Below are 16,998 nucleotides of genomic sequence, written 5' to 3'. Positions count from 1 at the left end.
GTCGGCGGTCGGGCTCAGCCGCGGACCTTCCGCCGTGCCCGCAGCCACTCCCTGTTCATCGCCGCGATCGAGGGCAGCGGGATGCCCTTCGGGCAGGCCGTCGCGCACTCCCCGGTCAGCGTGCAGCCGCCGAAGCCCTCCGCGTCCATCTGGGCCACCATGTCCAGCACCCGCGTCTCGCGCTCCGGCGCGCCCTGCGGGAGCACGTTCAGATGGTTGATCTTCGCCGAGGTGAAGAGCATCGCCGAGCCGTTCGGGCAGGCCGCCACGCACGCGCCGCAGCCGATGCATTCGGCGTGCTCGAAGGCGAAGTCGGCGTCGGCCTTCGGGACCGGGGTCGCGTGCGCCTCGGGGGCCGCGCCGGTGGGGGCGCTGATGTAGCCGCCGGCCTGGATGACGCGGTCGAAGGCGGAGCGGTCGACGACGAGGTCCTTGACGACCGGGAAGGCCGCGGCGCGCCAGGGTTCGATGTCGATCGTGTCGCCGTCGCGGAAGGACCGCATGTGGAGCTGGCAGGTGGTGGTGCGCTCGGGGCCGTGGGCCTCCCCGTCGATGACGAGGCTGCACGCGCCGCAGATGCCCTCGCGGCAGTCGTGGTCGAAGGCGACGGGGTCCTCCCCGCGGAGGATGAGCTCCTCGTTGAGGGTGTCGAGCATCTCCAGGAAGGACATGTCGGAGGAGATGCCGTCCACCTCGTAGGTGGCCATGGTGCCTTCGGCGTCGGCGTTCTTCTGGCGCCAGACGCGCAGGGTGAGCTTCATGCGTAGCTCCGCTGGGTGGGGTGGACGTACTCGAAGACGAGGTCTTCCTTGTGCAGGACGGGGGCGTCGCCGGTGCCCCGGAACTCCCAGGCGGCGGCGTACGAGAACTCCTCGTCGCGCCGGGCGGCCTCGCCGTCCGGGGTCTGGGACTCCTCGCGGAAGTGGCCGCCGCAGGACTCGGCCCGGTGCAGGGCGTCGAGGCACATCAGCTCGGCGAGCTCCAGGTAGTCGACGATCCGGTTGGCCTTCTCCAGGGACTGGTTGAACTCCTCGCCGGTGCCCGGGACCTTGATCCGGCGCCAGAACTCCTCGCGGAGGCGCGGGATGCGGTCGAGCGCCTTGCGCAGGCCCTCGTCCGTACGGGACATGCCGCAGAACTCCCACATGATCTCGCCCAGTTCGCGGTGGAAGGAGTCCGGCGTCCGGTCGCCGTCGACGGAGAGCAGGAAGTTGATCCGGTCCTCGGTCTCGGCCAGCACCTCCCGGACCACGGGGTGGTCGTCGTCGAGCGGCTCGCTCGACGGGTGGCGGGCCAGATAGTCGTTGATCGTGGACGGCAGGACGAAGTAGCCGTCGGCGAGGCCCTGCATCAGCGCGGAGGCGCCGAGGCGGTTGGCCCCGTGGTCGGAGAAGTTGGCCTCGCCGATGGCGAACAGGCCCGGCACGGTGGTCTGGAGGTCGTAGTCGACCCAGAGTCCGCCCATCGTGTAGTGCACGGCGGGGTAGATCCGCATCGGCACCTCGTACGGGTTCTCGGCGGTGATCCGCTCGTACATGTCGAAGAGGTTGCCGTACTTCTCCTCGACCGCCTTGCGGCCCATCCGCCGGATGGCGTCCGCGAAGTCGAGGTAGACTCCCTGGCCGCCCGGTCCGACGCCCCGGCCCTCGTCGCAGACGTTCTTGGCGGCGCGGGAGGCGATGTCGCGCGGGACGAGGTTGCCGAAGGAGGGGTAGATCCGCTCCAGGTAGTAGTCGCGCTCGTCCTCGGGGATCTCGGCGGCCGGCCGGGTGTCGCCCTTCGCCTTCGGCACCCAGATGCGGCCGTCGTTGCGCAGCGACTCGCTCATCAGCGTCAGCTTGGACTGGTGGTCGCCGGTGCGCGGGATGCAGGTGGGGTGGATCTGGGTGAAGCAGGGGTTGGCGAAGTACGCTCCGCGCCGGTGGGCCCGCCAGACGGCGGTGGCGTTGGAGTTCATCGCGTTGGTGGAGAGGTGGAAGACGTTGCCGTAGCCGCCGCTGGCGAGGACCACCGCGTCCGCGTAGTGGGTGGAGATCGCGCCGGTGATCAGGTCCCGGGCGACGATGCCGCGCGCCCGCCCGCCGACGACGATCAGGTCCAGCATCTCGGTACGGGCGTGCAGTTCGACGTTGCCCGCCGCGATCTGCCGGGACAGCGCCTGGTAGGCGCCGAGAAGGAGCTGCTGGCCCGTCTGGCCGCGGGCGTAGAAGGTACGGGAGACCTGGACGCCGCCGAAGGAGCGGGTGTCGAGCAGGCCGCCGTACTCCCGGGCGAAGGGGACGCCCTGCGCGACGCACTGGTCGATGATCTCGACCGAGATCTGCGCGAGGCGGTGGACGTTGGACTCGCGGGCTCGGAAGTCGCCGCCCTTGACGGTGTCGTAGAAGAGGCGGTGGACGGAGTCGCCGTCGTTGCGGTAGTTCTTGGCGGCGTTGATGCCGCCCTGGGCGGCGATGGAGTGGGCGCGGCGCGGGGAGTCCTGGTAGCAGAACTGGACGACGTGGTAGCCCTGTTCGGCGAGGGTGGCGCCGGCGGAACCGCCGGCGAGGCCGGTGCCGACGACGATGACGGTGTGCTTGCGCCGGTTGGCGGGGTTGACCAGCTTGGCCTGGAAGCGGCGGGTGTCCCAGCGCTCGGCGATGGGTCCGGTGGGGGCCTTCTCGTCGGCGAGCGGGGCGCCGACCTCGTAGTCGAGGAAGCTCATGTCAGCTCACCACTCCGGTCATGACGGCGACGGGTACGGAGACGAAGCCCAGGGTCAGGGCGAGGGCGAGCCCGTTGGCGAGCAGCCTCAGGGCCCGCTCGCGGCGCGCGTTGCCGACGCCGAGGGTCTGGGCCGCGCTCCAGAAGCCGTGGCGGACGTGCAGGCCGACGGCGAGCATGGCGACGATGTAGACGACGTTGCCGTACCAGGTGGAGAAGGTGTCGACGACGTTCTGGTACGGGTGGCCCTCCTGGAAGCCGCCCGGGTGGGCGGTTCCGGTGGTCAGGTCGAGGATGTGCCAGACGATGAAGAGGGCGACGATGACGCCGCCCCAGCGCATGGTGCGGGTGGCGTAGGAGGACCGCTTGCGGCGGTGGACGTAGGCGGTGGGGCGGGCCTTGATGTCGCGCCGGCTGAGCTGGTAGGCGGAGACGACGTGGGCGACGACTGCGGTGAGGAGGACGATCCGTACGAGCCACAGCGCCCAGGAGTGGTGCAGGACGGGGGCGCCCATGGTGCGCAGCCAGTGGCCGTACGCGTTGAACTCCTCGGGGCCGAAGAAGACCTTGAGGTTGCCCATCACGTGGGCGACGAGGTAGCCGAGCATGAGCAGGCCGCTGACGGCCATGACCGTCTTCTTGCCGATCGTGGACGCCCAGAATCCGCGGGAGCGCGGGGGCGACGGTGGTCGTTCCGTCGGTGCCGTCTTCGTTGCCAGAGCCATGCGCACGACGCTAGGGCCGAAGAACCCCAGAGGTCCAAGACATGGTCCGGCTGATCTCGATAGGCTGAGCCTATGCAGTTCCAGCAGCTTCTCTACTTCGTGGCCGTGGCCGAGACCCGTCACTTCACCCGCGCCGCGGAGCGGGTGCACGTGTCGCAGCCGTCGCTGTCCCAGCAGATCAAGGCGCTGGAGCAGGAGCTCGGGGCGGAGTTGTTCAGCCGGGCGCGGGGGAACATCACGCTGACGGACGCGGGTGAGGCGCTGCTGCCGCTGGCCCGGCGCATCCTCGCCGACACGGACACGGCCCGGCACGAGGTGCAGGAGCTGGCGCAGCTGAAGCGCGGGCGGGTGCGGCTCGGCGCGACGCCGAGCCTGTGCACGGGGCTGCTGCCGGACGTGCTGCGCGCGTTCCACGATCTGCACCCGGGGATCCGTCTGCTGATCGAGGAGGGCGGCTCGCACGATCTCGTACGGGAGCTGGCGCGCGGCGCGCTCGATCTGGCGCTGGTGGTGCTGCCGCTGCCGAGTCCGTCACCGGCGCTGACGACGGTGGAGCTGCTGCGGGAGGACCTGGTGGTGGTGTCGAGCGCGGCGGCGCCGGCCCCGCGGCGGCCGGTGCGGATCGCGGATCTGCGCGACCAGCCCCTGGTGATGTTCCGGCACGGCTACGACCTGCGGGAGTTGACGGTGGCCGCGTGCCGGGCGGAGGGCTTCGAGCCCTCGTTCACGGTGGAGGGCGGCGAGATGGACGCGGTGCTCGGTTTCGTACGGGCGGGCCTGGGGGTCGCGGTGGTGCCTGCCATGGTGGCGGCGCGGGCGGGCCGCGACCTGCGGGTCACGGCCCTGGCCCGCCCGGGCCTGCGGCGCACGATCGCGCTCGCGCACCGCAGTGACGTGGCCCCGCCCCGGGCGGCCCGCGAGCTCCAGAGACTGCTGCTGCGCTCCACGTGACCGCCCCGGTGCGGGCACCGCACCGGGGCGGCAGGGCCCGTTGAGCCCGGCATGATCCGGACGAGAGGACTACACCGCGTCCGCCAGGACCAGGGAGTGGATCCGGTCCGGGGCCCCCGGCCTGGCGTAGTACCAGCCCTGGGCCGTGTCGCAGCCGAGCTCCCGCAGCTGCTGCGCCTGAGCGCCCGTCTCCACGCCCTCGACCGTGACCGCGAGCTCCAGGCTGTGGGCCAGCGAGACGATGCCTTCGACGATCTTGAGGTCGACGGGGTCCGCCGGATGCTGCTGCATGCCCCGGGTGAAGGAGCGGTCCAGTTTCAGGACGCTCACCGGCAGCCGGCGCAGGTTGGCGAGGTTGGAGTAGCCGGTGCCGAAGTCGTCGAGCGCGATGTCCACGCCCATCTCGGCGAGCTGCCGCAGCGGCTTGAGCAGGTCGTCGTCGGCGCCGATCAGCGCCGACTCGGTGACCTCCAGGCAGAGCGCCCCCGGCTCCAGGCCGGAGCGCTCCAGGACGTCGACCGTGTCGGCGACGAGCCGCGGGTGGTGCAGCTGGGTCGGCGAGAGGTTGACGTTGATCCGCAGCGGCCCCCCGTCGGAGTGCCGGGTCTGCCAGAACCGGGCCTGGCGTACCGCCTCCTGGAGCACCCAGCGGCCGAGCGGCACGATCAGGCCGGTGTTCTCGGCGAGCGGGATGAACCGGTCGGGCCCGAGCACGCCGTGCTGCGGATGGCACCACCGTACGAGGGCCTCCGCGCCGTGCACGCTGCCGTCGCCGAGGTGGACGAGCGGCTGGTACTCGATGAAGAACTCGCCGCGCTCCAGCGCGGCCGGCAGCGCGGTGGTCAGCCCGTGCCGGGTGATGGCGCGGGCGTCGGCCTCCGCGTCGGCGAACTCGAAGCGGTTGCCGCCCGCCGACTTGGCGCGGTACATCGTGATGTCGGCGCTGCGCAGCACCTCGGCGGGGGTCCGCTCGCCGGCCGGCCCCTCGACGACGCCGATGCTGCCGCGCACGGTCAGTTCGCGGCCGTCGATCCGGACGGGGGTGGCGAGCGCCGCGAGGATACGGTTCGCCAGCTCCACGACGCCCCGCTCGGTGCCGGCGCCCGTGGTGAGGGCGACGAACTCGTCGCCGCCGAGCCGGGCCACCATCTCGCCGGGCGCGGTCGCGCAGCTCTGGAGCCGGTCGGCGACCTCGACGAGCAGCCGGTCGCCGGCCGAGTGGCCGAGGCTGTCGTTGATGGCCTTGAAGCCGTCGAGGTCGAGGTAGCAGAGCCCGAAGCGGGCGCCGTCGGCCGGTGCGAGCGCCTTCTCCAGGCGTTCGAAGAACAGGGTCCTGTTGGGCAGTCCGGTCAGCGCGTCGTGGGTGGCTTCGTAGCGCAGCCGCAGGTTGAGCAGCCGCCGCTCGGTGGTGTCCTCCATCAGCGCGAGCTGGTACTGGGGGAATCCCTCGGCGTCCCGCAGCAGCGAGACGGTGAGGTTGGTCCACAGGACGGTGCCGTCGCCGCGGTAGTACGGCTTCTCGACCCGGTAGTGCTCGCGTTCGCCGCGCACGAGCTCGTCGTAGAGCCGCCAGACGTGCGGGCCGTCCTCGGGATGGCCCCATTCGCTGATGTTGCGGCTGCGGACGTGGTGCTCCAGGCCGCCGAACATCCGGGTGAGGGTCTCGTTGACCTCCAGGACGTTGCCGTCGAGGTCGGCGATGCCGATCCCGATCGCGGCGCCGTCGAAGACGGCCCGGAAGCGGCTCTCGGTGGCGTGCAGGGCGACTTCGGCGGCGCTGCGGGCGGAGAGCGCGGAGCGGGCGATGGCCTCCTGCTCGGCCAGTGTCCGCTCGCGCAGGGCCTGGGCGAACCCGGCGGCCATCGCGTGCTGCAGCCGCGCGCAGCGGGCCCGCAGCTCCTCGCCCGGCGTGTCCCGCGCGGTGCCGCAGTAGAGCACGAGATAGGAGTCGACGACGCCGAGGGTACGGCTGAGGGCGTCCGGGTCCGTGCAGTGGGCGGCCACCAGGCCCGCGCCCGCGCGGTGGGCGGGGGCGGTGTCGAAGGGTCTGCCGTGCAGCGCGGCGCTCAGGGAGCGGGCCAGCGGCAGCAGATGGCTCTCGAACTCGGCGCGGGTCAGCGAGGTGGCGGTGACCGGGAAGATGGCCCGGCTCCAGATGGTCACGAACCGCCTGAGTCTGTCCTCGACGTCGTCCGGTTCCGCGCCGGAACCGGACGGCTGAGACGGCAGCTTCACGCCTTGCGCCCCACCCCTGCGAAGCCCGAGAAGGCGTACGGATCCTCCTGGTCGACCGGGCCGTCGGGGCGCCAGTCGGGCATGAACACGAGGCCGGGTTCGACCATCTCGTACCCGTCGAAGAAGCGCTGGACCTCCTCGCGGGTCCGCATCACGAGGGGGTTGCGGATGTCCCGGTACACATCGACCGCTCCGCCGACCCGCTCCTGGGGCAGGGGGATGCCTTCGTAGCCGGCGTGGCAGATGATCAGGAGGCTGCCGGGGGCGAGTGCCTCGCCGAGTTCGGCGACGGCCTGCTGCGGTTCGTCCGCGTCCTCCACGAAGTGGAGGACGGACACCAGGAGCAGGGCGACCGGCTGGTCGAGGTCGAGGAGCCGGCCGACCTCGGGGCTGTTGAGGATCTCCCGCGGCTTGCGCAGGTCCGCGGCGACGACGGCGGAGCGGTCGTCGCCCGCCAGGACGGCCTCGCTGTGGGCGACGGCGACCGGGTCGTGGTCGACGTAGACCACGCGGGCGTCGGGGCTGGCGGCCTGGGCGACCTCGTGGACGTTGCCGAAGGTCGGTATGCCGGAGCCGATGTCCAGGAACTGGGTGACGCCCTGCTGGACGGCGAACCGTACGGCGCGGCGCATGAACGCCCGGTTCGCCTGCATGACCTTGGGGAGGCCGGGCACGAACTCCATGGCTTTGCGGGCCGCTTCGCGGTCCACTTCGAAATTGTGCGAGCCGCCCAGATAGAAGTCGTACATACGGGACACGCTCGGCACCGAAATATCGATACCCGGCGGAGCCCAGGCGGGACGCTCCATCAATGTCTCCAACAAGTCGCCACGGGGGTGCGGCCATGTGTTCGCGGCCGGTGTTCGAGCCGAGGCTACTGATCGCCCGCCGAGAGAGCGAGCAGAAACGGAAATTCGCGGTCCGTTCTTGGTCACACGCCATTGGCACGTGCGAGCAGAACGAAGACTTCACGCCTTCGGACCGTGCACATTCACGTGCATGTGGACGTGCGTCGGGCCCGCCGTCACGGGAGGTGTGACGGCGGGCCCGAGCGGCCGGAGCGCGGCGGGGGGACCTATCGGGGCGCTCCGACCAGCTTTCCCTCGGGTGACACGGCGTACCAGGTGCCGCCCACACCTTGGCCGTTGGTGTCCCCGGGCTTCTCGTCGCCGGCGAAGGTGTACAGGGGCCAGCAGTCGATGGTCTGCTGCTTGACGCCGTCGGGGCGGCTGAAGGTGACGAAGCCCTTGCGGGTGATGCCCTCGACGCCGTTCTTGTCCACGGGGGCGACAACCGGCCACTTCTTCAGACAGGGCCCCGTGCAGGCCGTCTTCATCGGCCAGGCGGAATCCTTGGTGAAGCGATAAACCGTCATTCCGCGCGAATCCACCACGACGTCACCGAGCTTGGGATCCTTTCGCACCGAGAGCCCTGCGGCGGCCTTAGCGGAATCATCTCCTCCGTCAGTCTCCGCGGCAGTACCGGAATCATCTCCTCCGCCCGTCTCGGCGGCCGGCGCGGCCTTCTTTCCGTCCGGAGCGGCCGCGAACCAGGTGCCACCGACACCTTGGCCGTTGAGGTCACCGGGCTGCACGTCCTTGGCGTACCGGTACATCGGCCAGCCGTCGAGCGTGAGCTGCTTGGAGCCGTCGGCGCGGGTCACCTCGCCGAGCAGCGACGGGTCCACGCCGGCGGGCGGCTCGGCACCCTCCGGGCTCACCACGGGCCACGCCGCCGCGCAGTCGCCCTCGCAGGTGGCGCGGGGCGGGCTCGCGGAGTCCTTGTCGAAGCGGTAGAGGGTGAAACCCCTGCTGTCGGTGACCACCTTGCCGAGCCGCTTGGTGTCCGAGGCGACGAGCTGCCCGGCGGGCGCGGCGGCCGCACCGGCGGAGGAGTCGCTGCCGGATCCGTAGCCCCCCGAGGCGTATCCGCCGGAGGCGTAGCCGTTCTCCGCGGGCGCGCCGGCCGGGTTCGCGGCCCCCGCGGGCGCGTCACCGATCGACTGGCCGCCCGGCTCCTGACCGCACGCCGTCGTCAGCGCCAGAACGGCCGCCGCCGTCAGCGCGAGTGCCGTGTTCCGCCAGGTCCTCATGTCGACTCCCCTTGCTTCATGACGTGTTGGAGTGGCGTCGAGCGCCCTTCCCGGCCTTGGATACGGGGTGCGGGCGCCTCGTGCTCAAGAAGCGGCGAAGAAACTTCGGCAGGAACGTCAAACCAGCGCCTTTCGAGAACCCCTCCATCCGGGGAATCCGGGCCGTTTCCGGCGCGGTCCCCGGGTTTTGTGATCATGCTCGTCGTCGTGTCTCCGTACGGATCGATCCTCGCGCGGCCCGTGGCGGCCGCCGCGCTGCTGTGGCTGCTGGCCACTCCGGCGCCCGCCGCCGCCGATGCCTGCGCCTACGCCACGACCGGGCCCGGCGGCTCGAACACCTCGGTCGCGGTCGCCGGGCCGGGCGTGTGTTCGCCCACCCCCACCCCGCCCGCCCCCACCCCGCCCGAACCGACGCCCCCCGCGCCCAGCCCGACACCGACACCGACACCCCCGCCGCCGGAGCCCCCGCCGCCGGCACCGCCGCCGCCGGAACCGGAGCCCTCGCCTCCCGTACGGGCGGACCCACCGCCGCCGCCGAAGCCGGCGCCGCCGCCACCCCCGGCGCGGGCCCCGATGCCTCCCCCGGAGGCGCCCGCCCCGGCGCCCGCGCCGACGCCGACACCCTCCGTGCGGCCGCGGCCGCCCGCCCCGGCCCCCGTCGCCCTGCCCGCCTACCGGCCCGCCCCGCGGCCCGAACCCGAGGGCGGCCCCTCGCTCGTGTCCATGTCGCTGCTCGTCCTCGCCCCGGCGGTACTCGCGACCGCGATCCTGCGCCCCCGCTCCCGCTGATCCCGCCGAAGGAAGCCCACCGTGTCCGAATGGCTCGTCCTCACCATCGCGATGGCCGCCGCCTGCGCCGTCGTCCTCGCCATCGTCGTCATCAACAACCGGAGGATCCCCGACGACGACGACCCCACCGAGACCCCCGACGTCATGGAGTACATGACGATGATGATCGGCGTGGTGTACGCGATCGTGCTCGGCCTCGCCATCGCCGGCGTCTGGGAGGCCCGCAGCGCCGCCCAGGAGACCGTGCGCCAGGAGGCCCAGGCGCTGCACGAGGTCTCGGAACGGGTCGAGGTGTACCCGGCCGACGTCCGTGCCCGGATCCGCGCCGACGTCGACGCGTACGTCGCCTTCGTCGTCGACGACGAGTGGCGCCACATGTCCGAGCACGGCGAACTCAGCGAGAAGGGCACCGAACTGCTCCAGCAGGTCCGCCGGAGCGTCACCGACTACCAGCCGGCGAACGACCACGAGGGGCAGGCGTACCAGCCGCTGGTGGACCAGGTCGCGGCGGCGGACGACGCCCGGGGCGCCCGGGGCCAGAACGCGGGGGCGACCATGCCGGGCGTGGTGTGGTTCGGCCTGATCACCGGGGCCCTGGTGACGGTCGGGCTGATCTTCACCCTGCAGATCCGGCGCACCGGCCGCGAGCTGCTCCTCGCGGGCCTGTTCAGCTCGCTCATCGCGTTCCTGCTCTTCCTGATCTGGGACTTCGACGCGCCCTTCGGACGCGGGATGTCGGCGACGGCCACCCCGTTCACCGACCTCTTCCCCCGGCTCACCGGCTGAGCGGCCCGCCGCGGACGGCGGCGAGAGGGGCCGGGCGGGGCGCTCCCTGAGCCGAACGGTGGACATCCATGCCCCATTCGCCCGCCTGGGATCGCGGCTGTGATAGTGCGCTCCTAGCGTTGCGGGCGTCGAGGTGCATTTCCTTCCCGTTCGCGGAAACCGCTTCCGCGGCTGCTCCTCGAGGACCCGGAGGACACACCATGCGCGCGATACGTGCCGCGTCCACTGCCCTGCTGGGGGCGGCCGCCCTCGCCCTGGCCGCTCCCCTCGCCTCGGCGGCGGACGGCGCCCCCGCCCCTGCCCAGAACGCGCCCCGAGCCAAGGCCCCGGGCGATTTCGTCGTCTCCCCCTCGCTCGTGGCGCCCGGCGGCCGGGTGACGCTCACCGCTCCCGGCTGCCGCAGCACGGCGACCGCTTCCGCGGGCATCTTCGACACCGTGACCATCCCCCCCGGAGCCTCGGCCACCGCGGTGGTGGACTGGGACGCCAAGCGGGGTGCCGTCTACACGGTCTCGTTCAACTGCACCGGCGGCGTCCAGGACACCGTGACCCTGACCATCAGCGGCACCACGGCGTCCCCGACCCCGACGACCGGCTCGACCGTCCTCACTCCCCCGCGCGGTGTGCAGGGCGGCCTCGGCGGCTCGATGGGCGGGGTCGACACGGTCACCCTGGCGGCCGGTGCCGGACTGGTCGCCGTCGCGGCCACCGGTCTGGTCTACGTGGTGGTGCGACGCCGGTCCGGCCTCGACCGGCCCCGGCGCCACTGACGGCGGGGACCGGTGTCCTCCACCGGAACCCGCCGCCCCCACCCGCGGTCGCACGCTCCACCCGAACCCACACGCCCCACCGCACAAGCCCGTCGCCCCCGAGTCCTGAATGGTCAGGAGTCGGGGGCGACCGGCGTACCCGGCCGACCGGGAGGTTCGGCCGGTCAGACGCTCGCGCCGCTCAGACGGCGCCGGCGGGCGATGAACAGACCGCCGCCGAGCGCGGCCGCGGCGACGAGCGAACCGCCGACCGCCATCTCCGTGGAGCTGGGTGCGAGCGAGCCGCCGATACCGCCCTGCGCGCCCTGGCCGGCCAGGACGACGAACTCCTGGGTGAGCACGCGGTTGCTGTCGTTGCAGTGGACGGTCAGCTTGTGCTTGCCCGGCGTGGCGTTGTTGTGGATGCGGGCGACGGCGCTGGAGACCCCGTTGGAGTTCGCGGAGAGGGTGGTCGTCGGGAAGGCGGCGGACGTGACCGTCCCTCCGTGGCAGCCCCTGACGGTGATCGTGATGGTCGACCCCTGGTGGACCGCGAAGGGCGTGACGGTGACGCTCTTGGCATCGCCTCCCCGCTGGGTGCCGAGGGAGCCGACGGTGACACTGCTGGGACCGTTCGTGGCGGCGGCGAGAGGGGCCGCGAGCCCGACCGCCGCCATCGCGGTGGCGGCCACCGCCAGAGTGCGTGCAGCACGCATGGTTGAACCTCCAGTGGAAGACGCCCCAAAGCGGTGCCCCGGGAAATTCGACGAGTACGCCTTCCATGACGAACCATCACAACTCAGGACGATCACCGCATCTCGGCGCTGGTCCACCCCGGTGAGGCGACACGCCGGGCGGGAAGCCGGTGAACCTGACGGAGCCGCAGGTCACAGTCCGTCAGCACGCTTATCTGATGATTACTCGTATGGGCCATCGTTCTCGTCACCCGCCCCGCCCTGGGGTACGACTGATCTCCGGCGCTGCACCGGACGGCCACCGCACGGCCGCCACGCCCCCGCCACCCGTTCGCCTTTCCCTGATCGCCGGTCCGGCCCGCCACCCTTACCGTTCTGACGACGCCACGAAGGGAGAACCATGAGCCCCAAGGACTTCAGCGTCTTTGAGCGCAGAAGACGCCAACCGTGGGGCGTCCTGGCTCTCGTCATGCTGTCCGGCCTGGCGATGATGCGCAATGGAGTCGATGTCGAGCTCGGCCCGCCGCAGCCCGCGGCCGCCGCCGCTCCCGAGACCCGCCCGGGCGGGGTTCCGCCGTCCCTCGCCACGGGCCTGGAGCCGCTGCCGTTCGCCCAGGCCTCGCGGGTGAAGATCCCGTCCATCAGGGTCGCGGCCCCGATCATGGAGGTGGGCCTCGACGAGAACGGCTGGATCGCGGCGCCGCCTCCCGAGGACTCCAACCTGGCCGGCTGGTACCAGAACGGCATCGCGCCGGGGCAGCGCGGCACCGCCGTCGTCGTCGGCCATGTCGACAACGCGACCGGCCCGGCGGTCTTCTTCTCCCTGGGATCGCTGAACAAGGGCGAGCACATCGAGGTGGAGCGGTACGACGGCCGGGTCGCCGTCTTCGAGATCTACGGCGTCGAGGTGTACTCCAAGCACAACTTCCCCGGCGTCCAGGTCTACGGCGACACCGGGGAGCCCGAGCTCAGGGTCATCACCTGCGGCGGCGGCTACTCACGGGCACACGGCTACGACGGCAACGTCGTCGTCTACGCCCGCATGGTCGGCTCGCGCTGAGCCGCGCGGAACAGGCCCCCGGCACGGCGCCGGGGGCCTTCGCCGTACGCGCTCAGCGGCGGGGCACGGTGATGCTGTAGCCGGCGTCGAGCAGCTCCGGCAGATAGCGCTTCAGGGCGGCCACGCTCTGCGAGCGGTCCCCTCCCGCGTCGTGCGAGAGGACCACCACACCGGGGGCCGCCCCGTCCAGGACCCGGCGCACGATGCTGCCCGTGCCCGGTTCCTGCCAGTCGAGGGTGTCCACGGTCCAGGCGAGCGGCTCCATGCCGAGCTCGGCGCCGATCTCGAAGGAGTGCCGGTTCCAGGCGCCGAAGGGGGCGCGGTACCACAGGGGCGCCGTCCCGAGGGTCCGTTCGATGATGTCGCTGGTGGAGCCGAGTTCGTCCCGGATGCGGGAGGGGCGCAGCTTGGGGATGAGCGGATGGGACCAGGAGTGGTTGCCGACGACATGTCCGTCCGCCGCCATCTCCCGTAGCAGGTCCTGGTTCTCGACGGCCATCTCCCCGCAGACGAAGAACATCGCCCGGCAGCCGTGGCGGCGCAGGGTGGCGAGGATCTCCGGGGTGTAGCGGGGGTCGGGTCCGTCGTCGAAGGTCAGCACCATCGAACGGCCGACGCCGGACATCCTCAGGAAGGGCCGCTGCCGGACGGGCGGCACCGCCCTGCGGAAGGCCGGCGGCGCGTACGCGGTCATCGGCTGGAGCCGGTACGAGGAGGGCTTGAGCCGGGCGCTCGCCTGGGCGCCCGCGGCCGGTCCCCCGCCCGGGGCGGCGACGGGCCCGGGGGGCGCGCCCTTCGGGCGTACGGGCGTGGCGGCGTGCTCCGCCGCGAAGACTCCCACGGTGGCGGTGGCCCCCAGGGCGGCGGCGATGCGCAGCACCGCACGACGCCCGCTGGGCATCTGATCCTTTTTCATGGCTAATGACTCGCATGGGCGAAGGCCGGCGCCCCTCGTCCACACCGGCCGTCCGCCCGAAAACACCCGATGAGCCGAACCGGCTACTCCCCCATCAGCAGACCGTCCTCGGCCGCACCCCTGCTGAGGACGACGTCGCGGATGGTGTCGCGTACGGCGGTCTGGCCGCCGCCCTCCTTGATGGCCGCGTTGAGGTTGACCACCCGGCCCCGGGACGTGTCGAACCACTGGGGGATGAACTCGGCCTTGGCCACCTCCCACCGGCCGCCGGGCGAGGCGGGCGGCGTGAAGGTGAAACGTCCGAGCGTGCCCTGGTTGCCGCGGGGATCGAACGCGCCCTCGTAGTTGATCATGTCACCGGCGATCTGATCGCCCATGCCGTAGATGATCCAGACGCCGTTGACCTTCTCGTACGCCTGCGGCACATGGGCATGGGTGCCGAGGATGAGGTCGATGTCCGGGCGGCCTCCGGTCCGCGAGGCGGTGAGAGACCTGCCGAGGGCCAGCTGGCGGTCGTCCGGGGCGGTCTGCCATTCGGTGCCCCAGTGCAGGCTGACGACGACCACGTCCGCGCCGGCCTTCCGCGCCGCCCGCGCGTCGGCGACGATCTTCTCCTCGTCGATCAGGTTGACCGCCCACGGCTGCCCCTCGGGCAGCGGGAAGCCGTTGGTGCCGTAGGTGTAGGCGAGCTGGGCGACGGTCGCGGCGCCCGCCTTCAGGAGGGTGGGCCGGGCCGCCTCCTCCGCGGTGCGGGCCGAACCGGCGTGCTGCACGCCCGCCAGGTCGAGGGCGTCGAGGGTGCGGGCGAGGCCGGCGGCACCGTCGTCCAGGGTGTGGTTGGAGGCGGTGGAGCAGGAGTCGTACCCCGTGTCCTTGAGCGCGCCGGCGATCTCGGGCGGTGACTTGAAGGCGGGGTAGCCGGTGTAGGGGCCGCCGTCCTTCCCGTACACCGTCTCCATGTGGCAGATCGCCAGGTCGGCGCCCGAGACGACGGGCTTGACCCCGGAGAGCATCGGGCGGAAGTCGTAGCCCCGGCCGCCCGCGTCCGCGGCGGCCTGGCGGATGATCGAGTCGTGGGGCAGGACGTCGCCGGAGGCCACCAGGGTGAAGCCGGTGCGGGCCGAGGCCCCGCCGGCGGCCGCCGAAGGGGCCACCGGTGCGACGGGAGCGGCGGGGCTCGCGGAGTCCTGCCCGGCGGGCGGCGCTCCGGAGGTACGGGCGGCACCGGCACAGCCGGTCGCCGCGGTGAGCAGAACGGCGGCGACGGCCACCGCCCCTTGTCTCGTGCGCTGGGTCATCTGCCGGACTCCGCCGTTCATAGGACGAACATCTGTCCTGATGAATTCACAGCGGATATAAGCCTCAGTCAAGGAACAAAGCCGCGTACTGCAACAAACCACGCTGAAACGGACGCAGGACCTTCAGCTGACCGTTCACCGCACCATTCGCCGCTCGGTGCGACCGCTCGTCGCACGGACGTGTGCGTTCCCTGTCGCTCGCCGCGCGCATGCGTTCGTATACGCCACGAGAACAGGGAGCCGGCAGGAGAGGTGTGAAGCATGACAACGGCGACGACCGACGAACGCGCCCTGGCGGCGCTCCAGCGCGACCACGGCCAGGCCCTCCTCGGCTTTCTGCTCGGCCTGACCTACGGCGACCGGCAGCGGGCGGAGGACCTGGCGCAGGAGACCCTCGTACGGGCCTGGCTCCACCCGGAGGCGTTCGACGGACCCTACGAGTCGATGCGGCCGTGGCTCTTCACCGTGGCCCGGCGTCTGGCCATCGACGCCCGGCGCTCCCGCCTCGCCCGGCCCGCCGAGATCGGGGACGGGATGCTCGCCGCCACGCCCGACCCGGCGGACGTCACCGAGTCGGCGGTCGCCGCGCTCGACGTACGGGCGGCCGTCGAGGGCCTGAGCCCGGAGCACCGCGCGGTCCTGGTCAGGCTCTACTTCCACGGTCTCACCGTCAACGAGGCCGCCGCCGACCTCGGCATCCCGGCCGGAACGGTGAAGTCCCGCTCGCATTACGCGCTGCGCCAGCTCGGCCGCCGGCTGCCGGGATACCGGCCCCGGCGCGCGGGCGTTGCCCGTCCGAGGACCGCGGCAGCACAATGACCGCGTGACGCTGACTCTCGCAAGCGCGGAAAAGGTTCTCGCCGACAACTTCGCCCCCTGGGTGCTCGATCTGGGGCTCTCGGTGGTCTCCCTGGACGGAGCCGAAGCGGTCCTCCGGCTCCCCTGGTCGGACCGGTTGGCCCGTGAGGGCGGTGGACTGTCCGGCCAGGCGCTGATGGCCGCCGCCGACACCGCGACGGTGATCGCCGTCGCGGCGGCCCGCGGCGGCTTCGTGCCGATGACGACGGTGCAGCAGTCGATCACCTTCCAGCGGGCGGTCCTGGGCGCGGACGTCCTGGTACGGGCGCGGCTCACCAAGACCGGGAAGCGGATGGCGTTCGCGGACATCGCGATGACGGCCGAGGGGACGAGCGAGACCGCCGCCCACGCGACGGCGGTCTACGCGCTGCTCGGCTGAGCCGCCCGTCCCGGCGCGCTCGTCGCCCCCGCCGGAGACCGTCGTGCCGTTCCCCGGCCGTCCCGGACGCTTCCTCCCGCATCACCGCTCCCACCGGCACCGACGCGTCGGAGGAACGTATCCGAAACCACCCCCGGCGAGTTGAGCAAAGAGCGACCCGCACACGTCCTCTTCGGTGGAGGCTCGTCCTCGAGGCCGGGGTCCCTCGGGGGCCTCGACCGACACGACACGTCCGAAGAAGGTGGAAGCGTTGCTGCCCGAGAGTACGAACGGCACCAGCGGGGGCGGACTGGCCGTCCCGATGGCCTGGTTGTGTGCCGAGTTCACAGCCGGTGATCTGCTCCGCGCGGGCTGTCTGGTCGCGCCCGGCTCACTGGAGTACCGAGCCGGGCAGCGGACGCTGGCCCTCACGATCCACCTCTGCGAGGGACCGGGCGCCCGGTCCCTGGCCGGGACCGCGGACCGGCTCGACGAGTGGATCGCGCGGACCGCGTACGACCACCCCTGGGACCGGTGGGTGCGCGAGCGGCTCGCCGCCCGGGCCGGCGCGGGCGACGACGGCCCCGATCTGGCCCTGGCCCGCGAGACCTGGCGGCAGCTGGAGGCGACCCAGATCCGCGCGGCCGACCTGGGCGGTCCGATGCCGTCGGCGCCCGGGTTCCCCGTCGACGAGTCGGCCCAGGTGTGGATCCCCGCCTGGCAGGTGGGTCTGCCGCTCGGCCATCTGGCGCTCCACCTCTACTGACCACCCCCACGGACCGC

General features: G+C 72.1%; 17 protein-coding genes. 8 read left to right on the top strand and 9 right to left on the bottom strand.

The window, feature by feature from the left end; genetic code table 11:
• Positions 1 to 14: 14 nt before the first annotated feature.
• Genes ACWDX6_RS09910 through ACWDX6_RS09900 form a run of 3 tightly spaced genes read right to left on the bottom strand, consistent with a single transcriptional unit; the run spans position 15 to position 3,428 of the window.
• Positions 15 to 761, bottom strand: a complete 747-nt coding sequence (locus ACWDX6_RS09910; RefSeq protein WP_451484439.1) for a succinate dehydrogenase/fumarate reductase iron-sulfur subunit — start codon at positions 759 to 761, stop codon at positions 15 to 17.
• Entirely contained in the window at positions 758 to 2,704 is a 1,947-nt protein-coding gene (locus tag ACWDX6_RS09905; protein ID WP_451484438.1) for a fumarate reductase/succinate dehydrogenase flavoprotein subunit, read from the bottom strand. The genes ACWDX6_RS09910 and ACWDX6_RS09905 overlap by 4 nt, the downstream gene beginning before the upstream one ends.
• A gap of 1 nt (position 2,705) precedes the next feature.
• The gene (locus ACWDX6_RS09900; protein WP_451484437.1) at positions 2,706 to 3,428 is read right to left on the bottom strand and encodes a succinate dehydrogenase; all 723 of its coding nucleotides are present in this window, start codon (positions 3,426 to 3,428) and stop codon (positions 2,706 to 2,708) included.
• A gap of 72 nt (positions 3,429 to 3,500) precedes the next feature.
• On the opposite strand from ACWDX6_RS09900, the gene ACWDX6_RS09895 reads away from it, so the two are divergent.
• On the top strand, positions 3,501 to 4,379 hold the full coding sequence (locus ACWDX6_RS09895) for a LysR family transcriptional regulator (RefSeq protein WP_451484436.1): 879 nt from the start codon (positions 3,501 to 3,503) through the stop codon (positions 4,377 to 4,379).
• 69 nt (positions 4,380 to 4,448) lie between these two features.
• Here ACWDX6_RS09895 and ACWDX6_RS09890 read toward each other — a convergent pair whose 3' ends face one another.
• The 3 genes from ACWDX6_RS09890 to ACWDX6_RS09880 all read right to left on the bottom strand — a co-directional run bounded on the left by ACWDX6_RS09890 (position 4,449) and on the right by ACWDX6_RS09880 (position 8,706).
• Entirely contained in the window at positions 4,449 to 6,614 is a 2,166-nt protein-coding gene (locus tag ACWDX6_RS09890; RefSeq protein WP_451484435.1) for a putative bifunctional diguanylate cyclase/phosphodiesterase, read from the bottom strand.
• Positions 6,611 to 7,423 carry an SAM-dependent methyltransferase gene (locus ACWDX6_RS09885; RefSeq protein WP_451484434.1) on the bottom strand — a complete coding sequence of 271 codons (813 nt, stop codon included), beginning with the start codon at positions 7,421 to 7,423 and terminating at the stop codon, positions 6,611 to 6,613. The genes ACWDX6_RS09890 and ACWDX6_RS09885 overlap by 4 nt, the downstream gene beginning before the upstream one ends.
• Before the next feature lie 266 nt (positions 7,424 to 7,689).
• A complete protein-coding gene (locus ACWDX6_RS09880; RefSeq protein WP_451484433.1) occupies positions 7,690 to 8,706 on the bottom strand; it encodes an SCO0930 family lipoprotein in 1,017 nt (338 codons plus the stop codon).
• Between the two features lie 207 nt (positions 8,707 to 8,913).
• Between ACWDX6_RS09880 and ACWDX6_RS09875 the strand changes: the two genes are divergently transcribed.
• The 3 genes from ACWDX6_RS09875 (at position 8,914) to ACWDX6_RS09865 (ending at position 11,051) form a co-directional block, all read left to right on the top strand.
• Positions 8,914 to 9,495, top strand: a complete 582-nt coding sequence (locus ACWDX6_RS09875) for a hypothetical protein (protein WP_451484432.1) — start codon at positions 8,914 to 8,916, stop codon at positions 9,493 to 9,495.
• Positions 9,496 to 9,516: 21 nt separating this feature from the next.
• Positions 9,517 to 10,281: a bestrophin-like domain gene (locus ACWDX6_RS09870; protein ID WP_451484431.1), complete on the top strand. Its 765-nt coding sequence runs from the start codon at positions 9,517 to 9,519 to the stop codon at positions 10,279 to 10,281.
• 200 nt (positions 10,282 to 10,481) lie between these two features.
• Positions 10,482 to 11,051 (top strand): hypothetical protein, encoded by a 570-nt coding sequence (locus tag ACWDX6_RS09865; RefSeq protein ID WP_451484430.1) that lies wholly within the window; start codon positions 10,482 to 10,484, stop codon positions 11,049 to 11,051.
• 164 nt (positions 11,052 to 11,215) lie between these two features.
• Here the strand turns inward: ACWDX6_RS09865 and ACWDX6_RS09860 are convergent, their stop codons facing one another.
• Complete coding sequence (locus tag ACWDX6_RS09860; protein WP_451484429.1) at positions 11,216 to 11,746, bottom strand: hypothetical protein; 531 nt, start codon at positions 11,744 to 11,746, stop codon at positions 11,216 to 11,218.
• A gap of 379 nt (positions 11,747 to 12,125) precedes the next feature.
• On the opposite strand from ACWDX6_RS09860, the gene ACWDX6_RS09855 reads away from it, so the two are divergent.
• The gene (locus tag ACWDX6_RS09855) at positions 12,126 to 12,785 is read left to right on the top strand and encodes a class F sortase (RefSeq protein WP_451484428.1); all 660 of its coding nucleotides are present in this window, start codon (positions 12,126 to 12,128) and stop codon (positions 12,783 to 12,785) included.
• Between the two features lie 52 nt (positions 12,786 to 12,837).
• Here ACWDX6_RS09855 and ACWDX6_RS09850 read toward each other — a convergent pair whose 3' ends face one another.
• Positions 12,838 to 13,686, bottom strand: coding sequence for a polysaccharide deacetylase family protein (locus ACWDX6_RS09850; protein WP_451484427.1), 849 nt, complete (start codon positions 13,684 to 13,686; stop codon positions 12,838 to 12,840).
• Positions 13,687 to 13,784: 98 nt separating this feature from the next.
• On the bottom strand, positions 13,785 to 14,999 hold the full coding sequence (locus ACWDX6_RS09845) for a CapA family protein (protein WP_451484426.1): 1,215 nt from the start codon (positions 14,997 to 14,999) through the stop codon (positions 13,785 to 13,787).
• A gap of 261 nt (positions 15,000 to 15,260) precedes the next feature.
• Here ACWDX6_RS09845 and ACWDX6_RS09840 point away from each other — a divergent pair, with 261 nt between their 5' ends.
• The 3 genes from ACWDX6_RS09840 (at position 15,261) to ACWDX6_RS09830 (ending at position 16,981) form a co-directional block, all read left to right on the top strand.
• Positions 15,261 to 15,818, top strand: a complete 558-nt coding sequence (locus ACWDX6_RS09840; protein WP_451484425.1) for a sigma-70 family RNA polymerase sigma factor — start codon at positions 15,261 to 15,263, stop codon at positions 15,816 to 15,818.
• Positions 15,819 to 15,822: 4 nt separating this feature from the next.
• On the top strand, positions 15,823 to 16,236 hold the full coding sequence (locus ACWDX6_RS09835) for a PaaI family thioesterase (protein ID WP_451484424.1): 414 nt from the start codon (positions 15,823 to 15,825) through the stop codon (positions 16,234 to 16,236).
• A gap of 250 nt (positions 16,237 to 16,486) precedes the next feature.
• On the top strand, positions 16,487 to 16,981 hold the full coding sequence (locus ACWDX6_RS09830) for a hypothetical protein (protein WP_451484423.1): 495 nt from the start codon (positions 16,487 to 16,489) through the stop codon (positions 16,979 to 16,981).
• Positions 16,982 to 16,998: the final 17 nt, after the last annotated feature.

The sequence above is a fragment of the Streptomyces sp. NPDC003027 genome (genome assembly GCF_053591435.1).
Note: the sequence above shows the minus strand (reverse complement) of the source record. Positions and strands in the feature narration are given on the sequence as shown.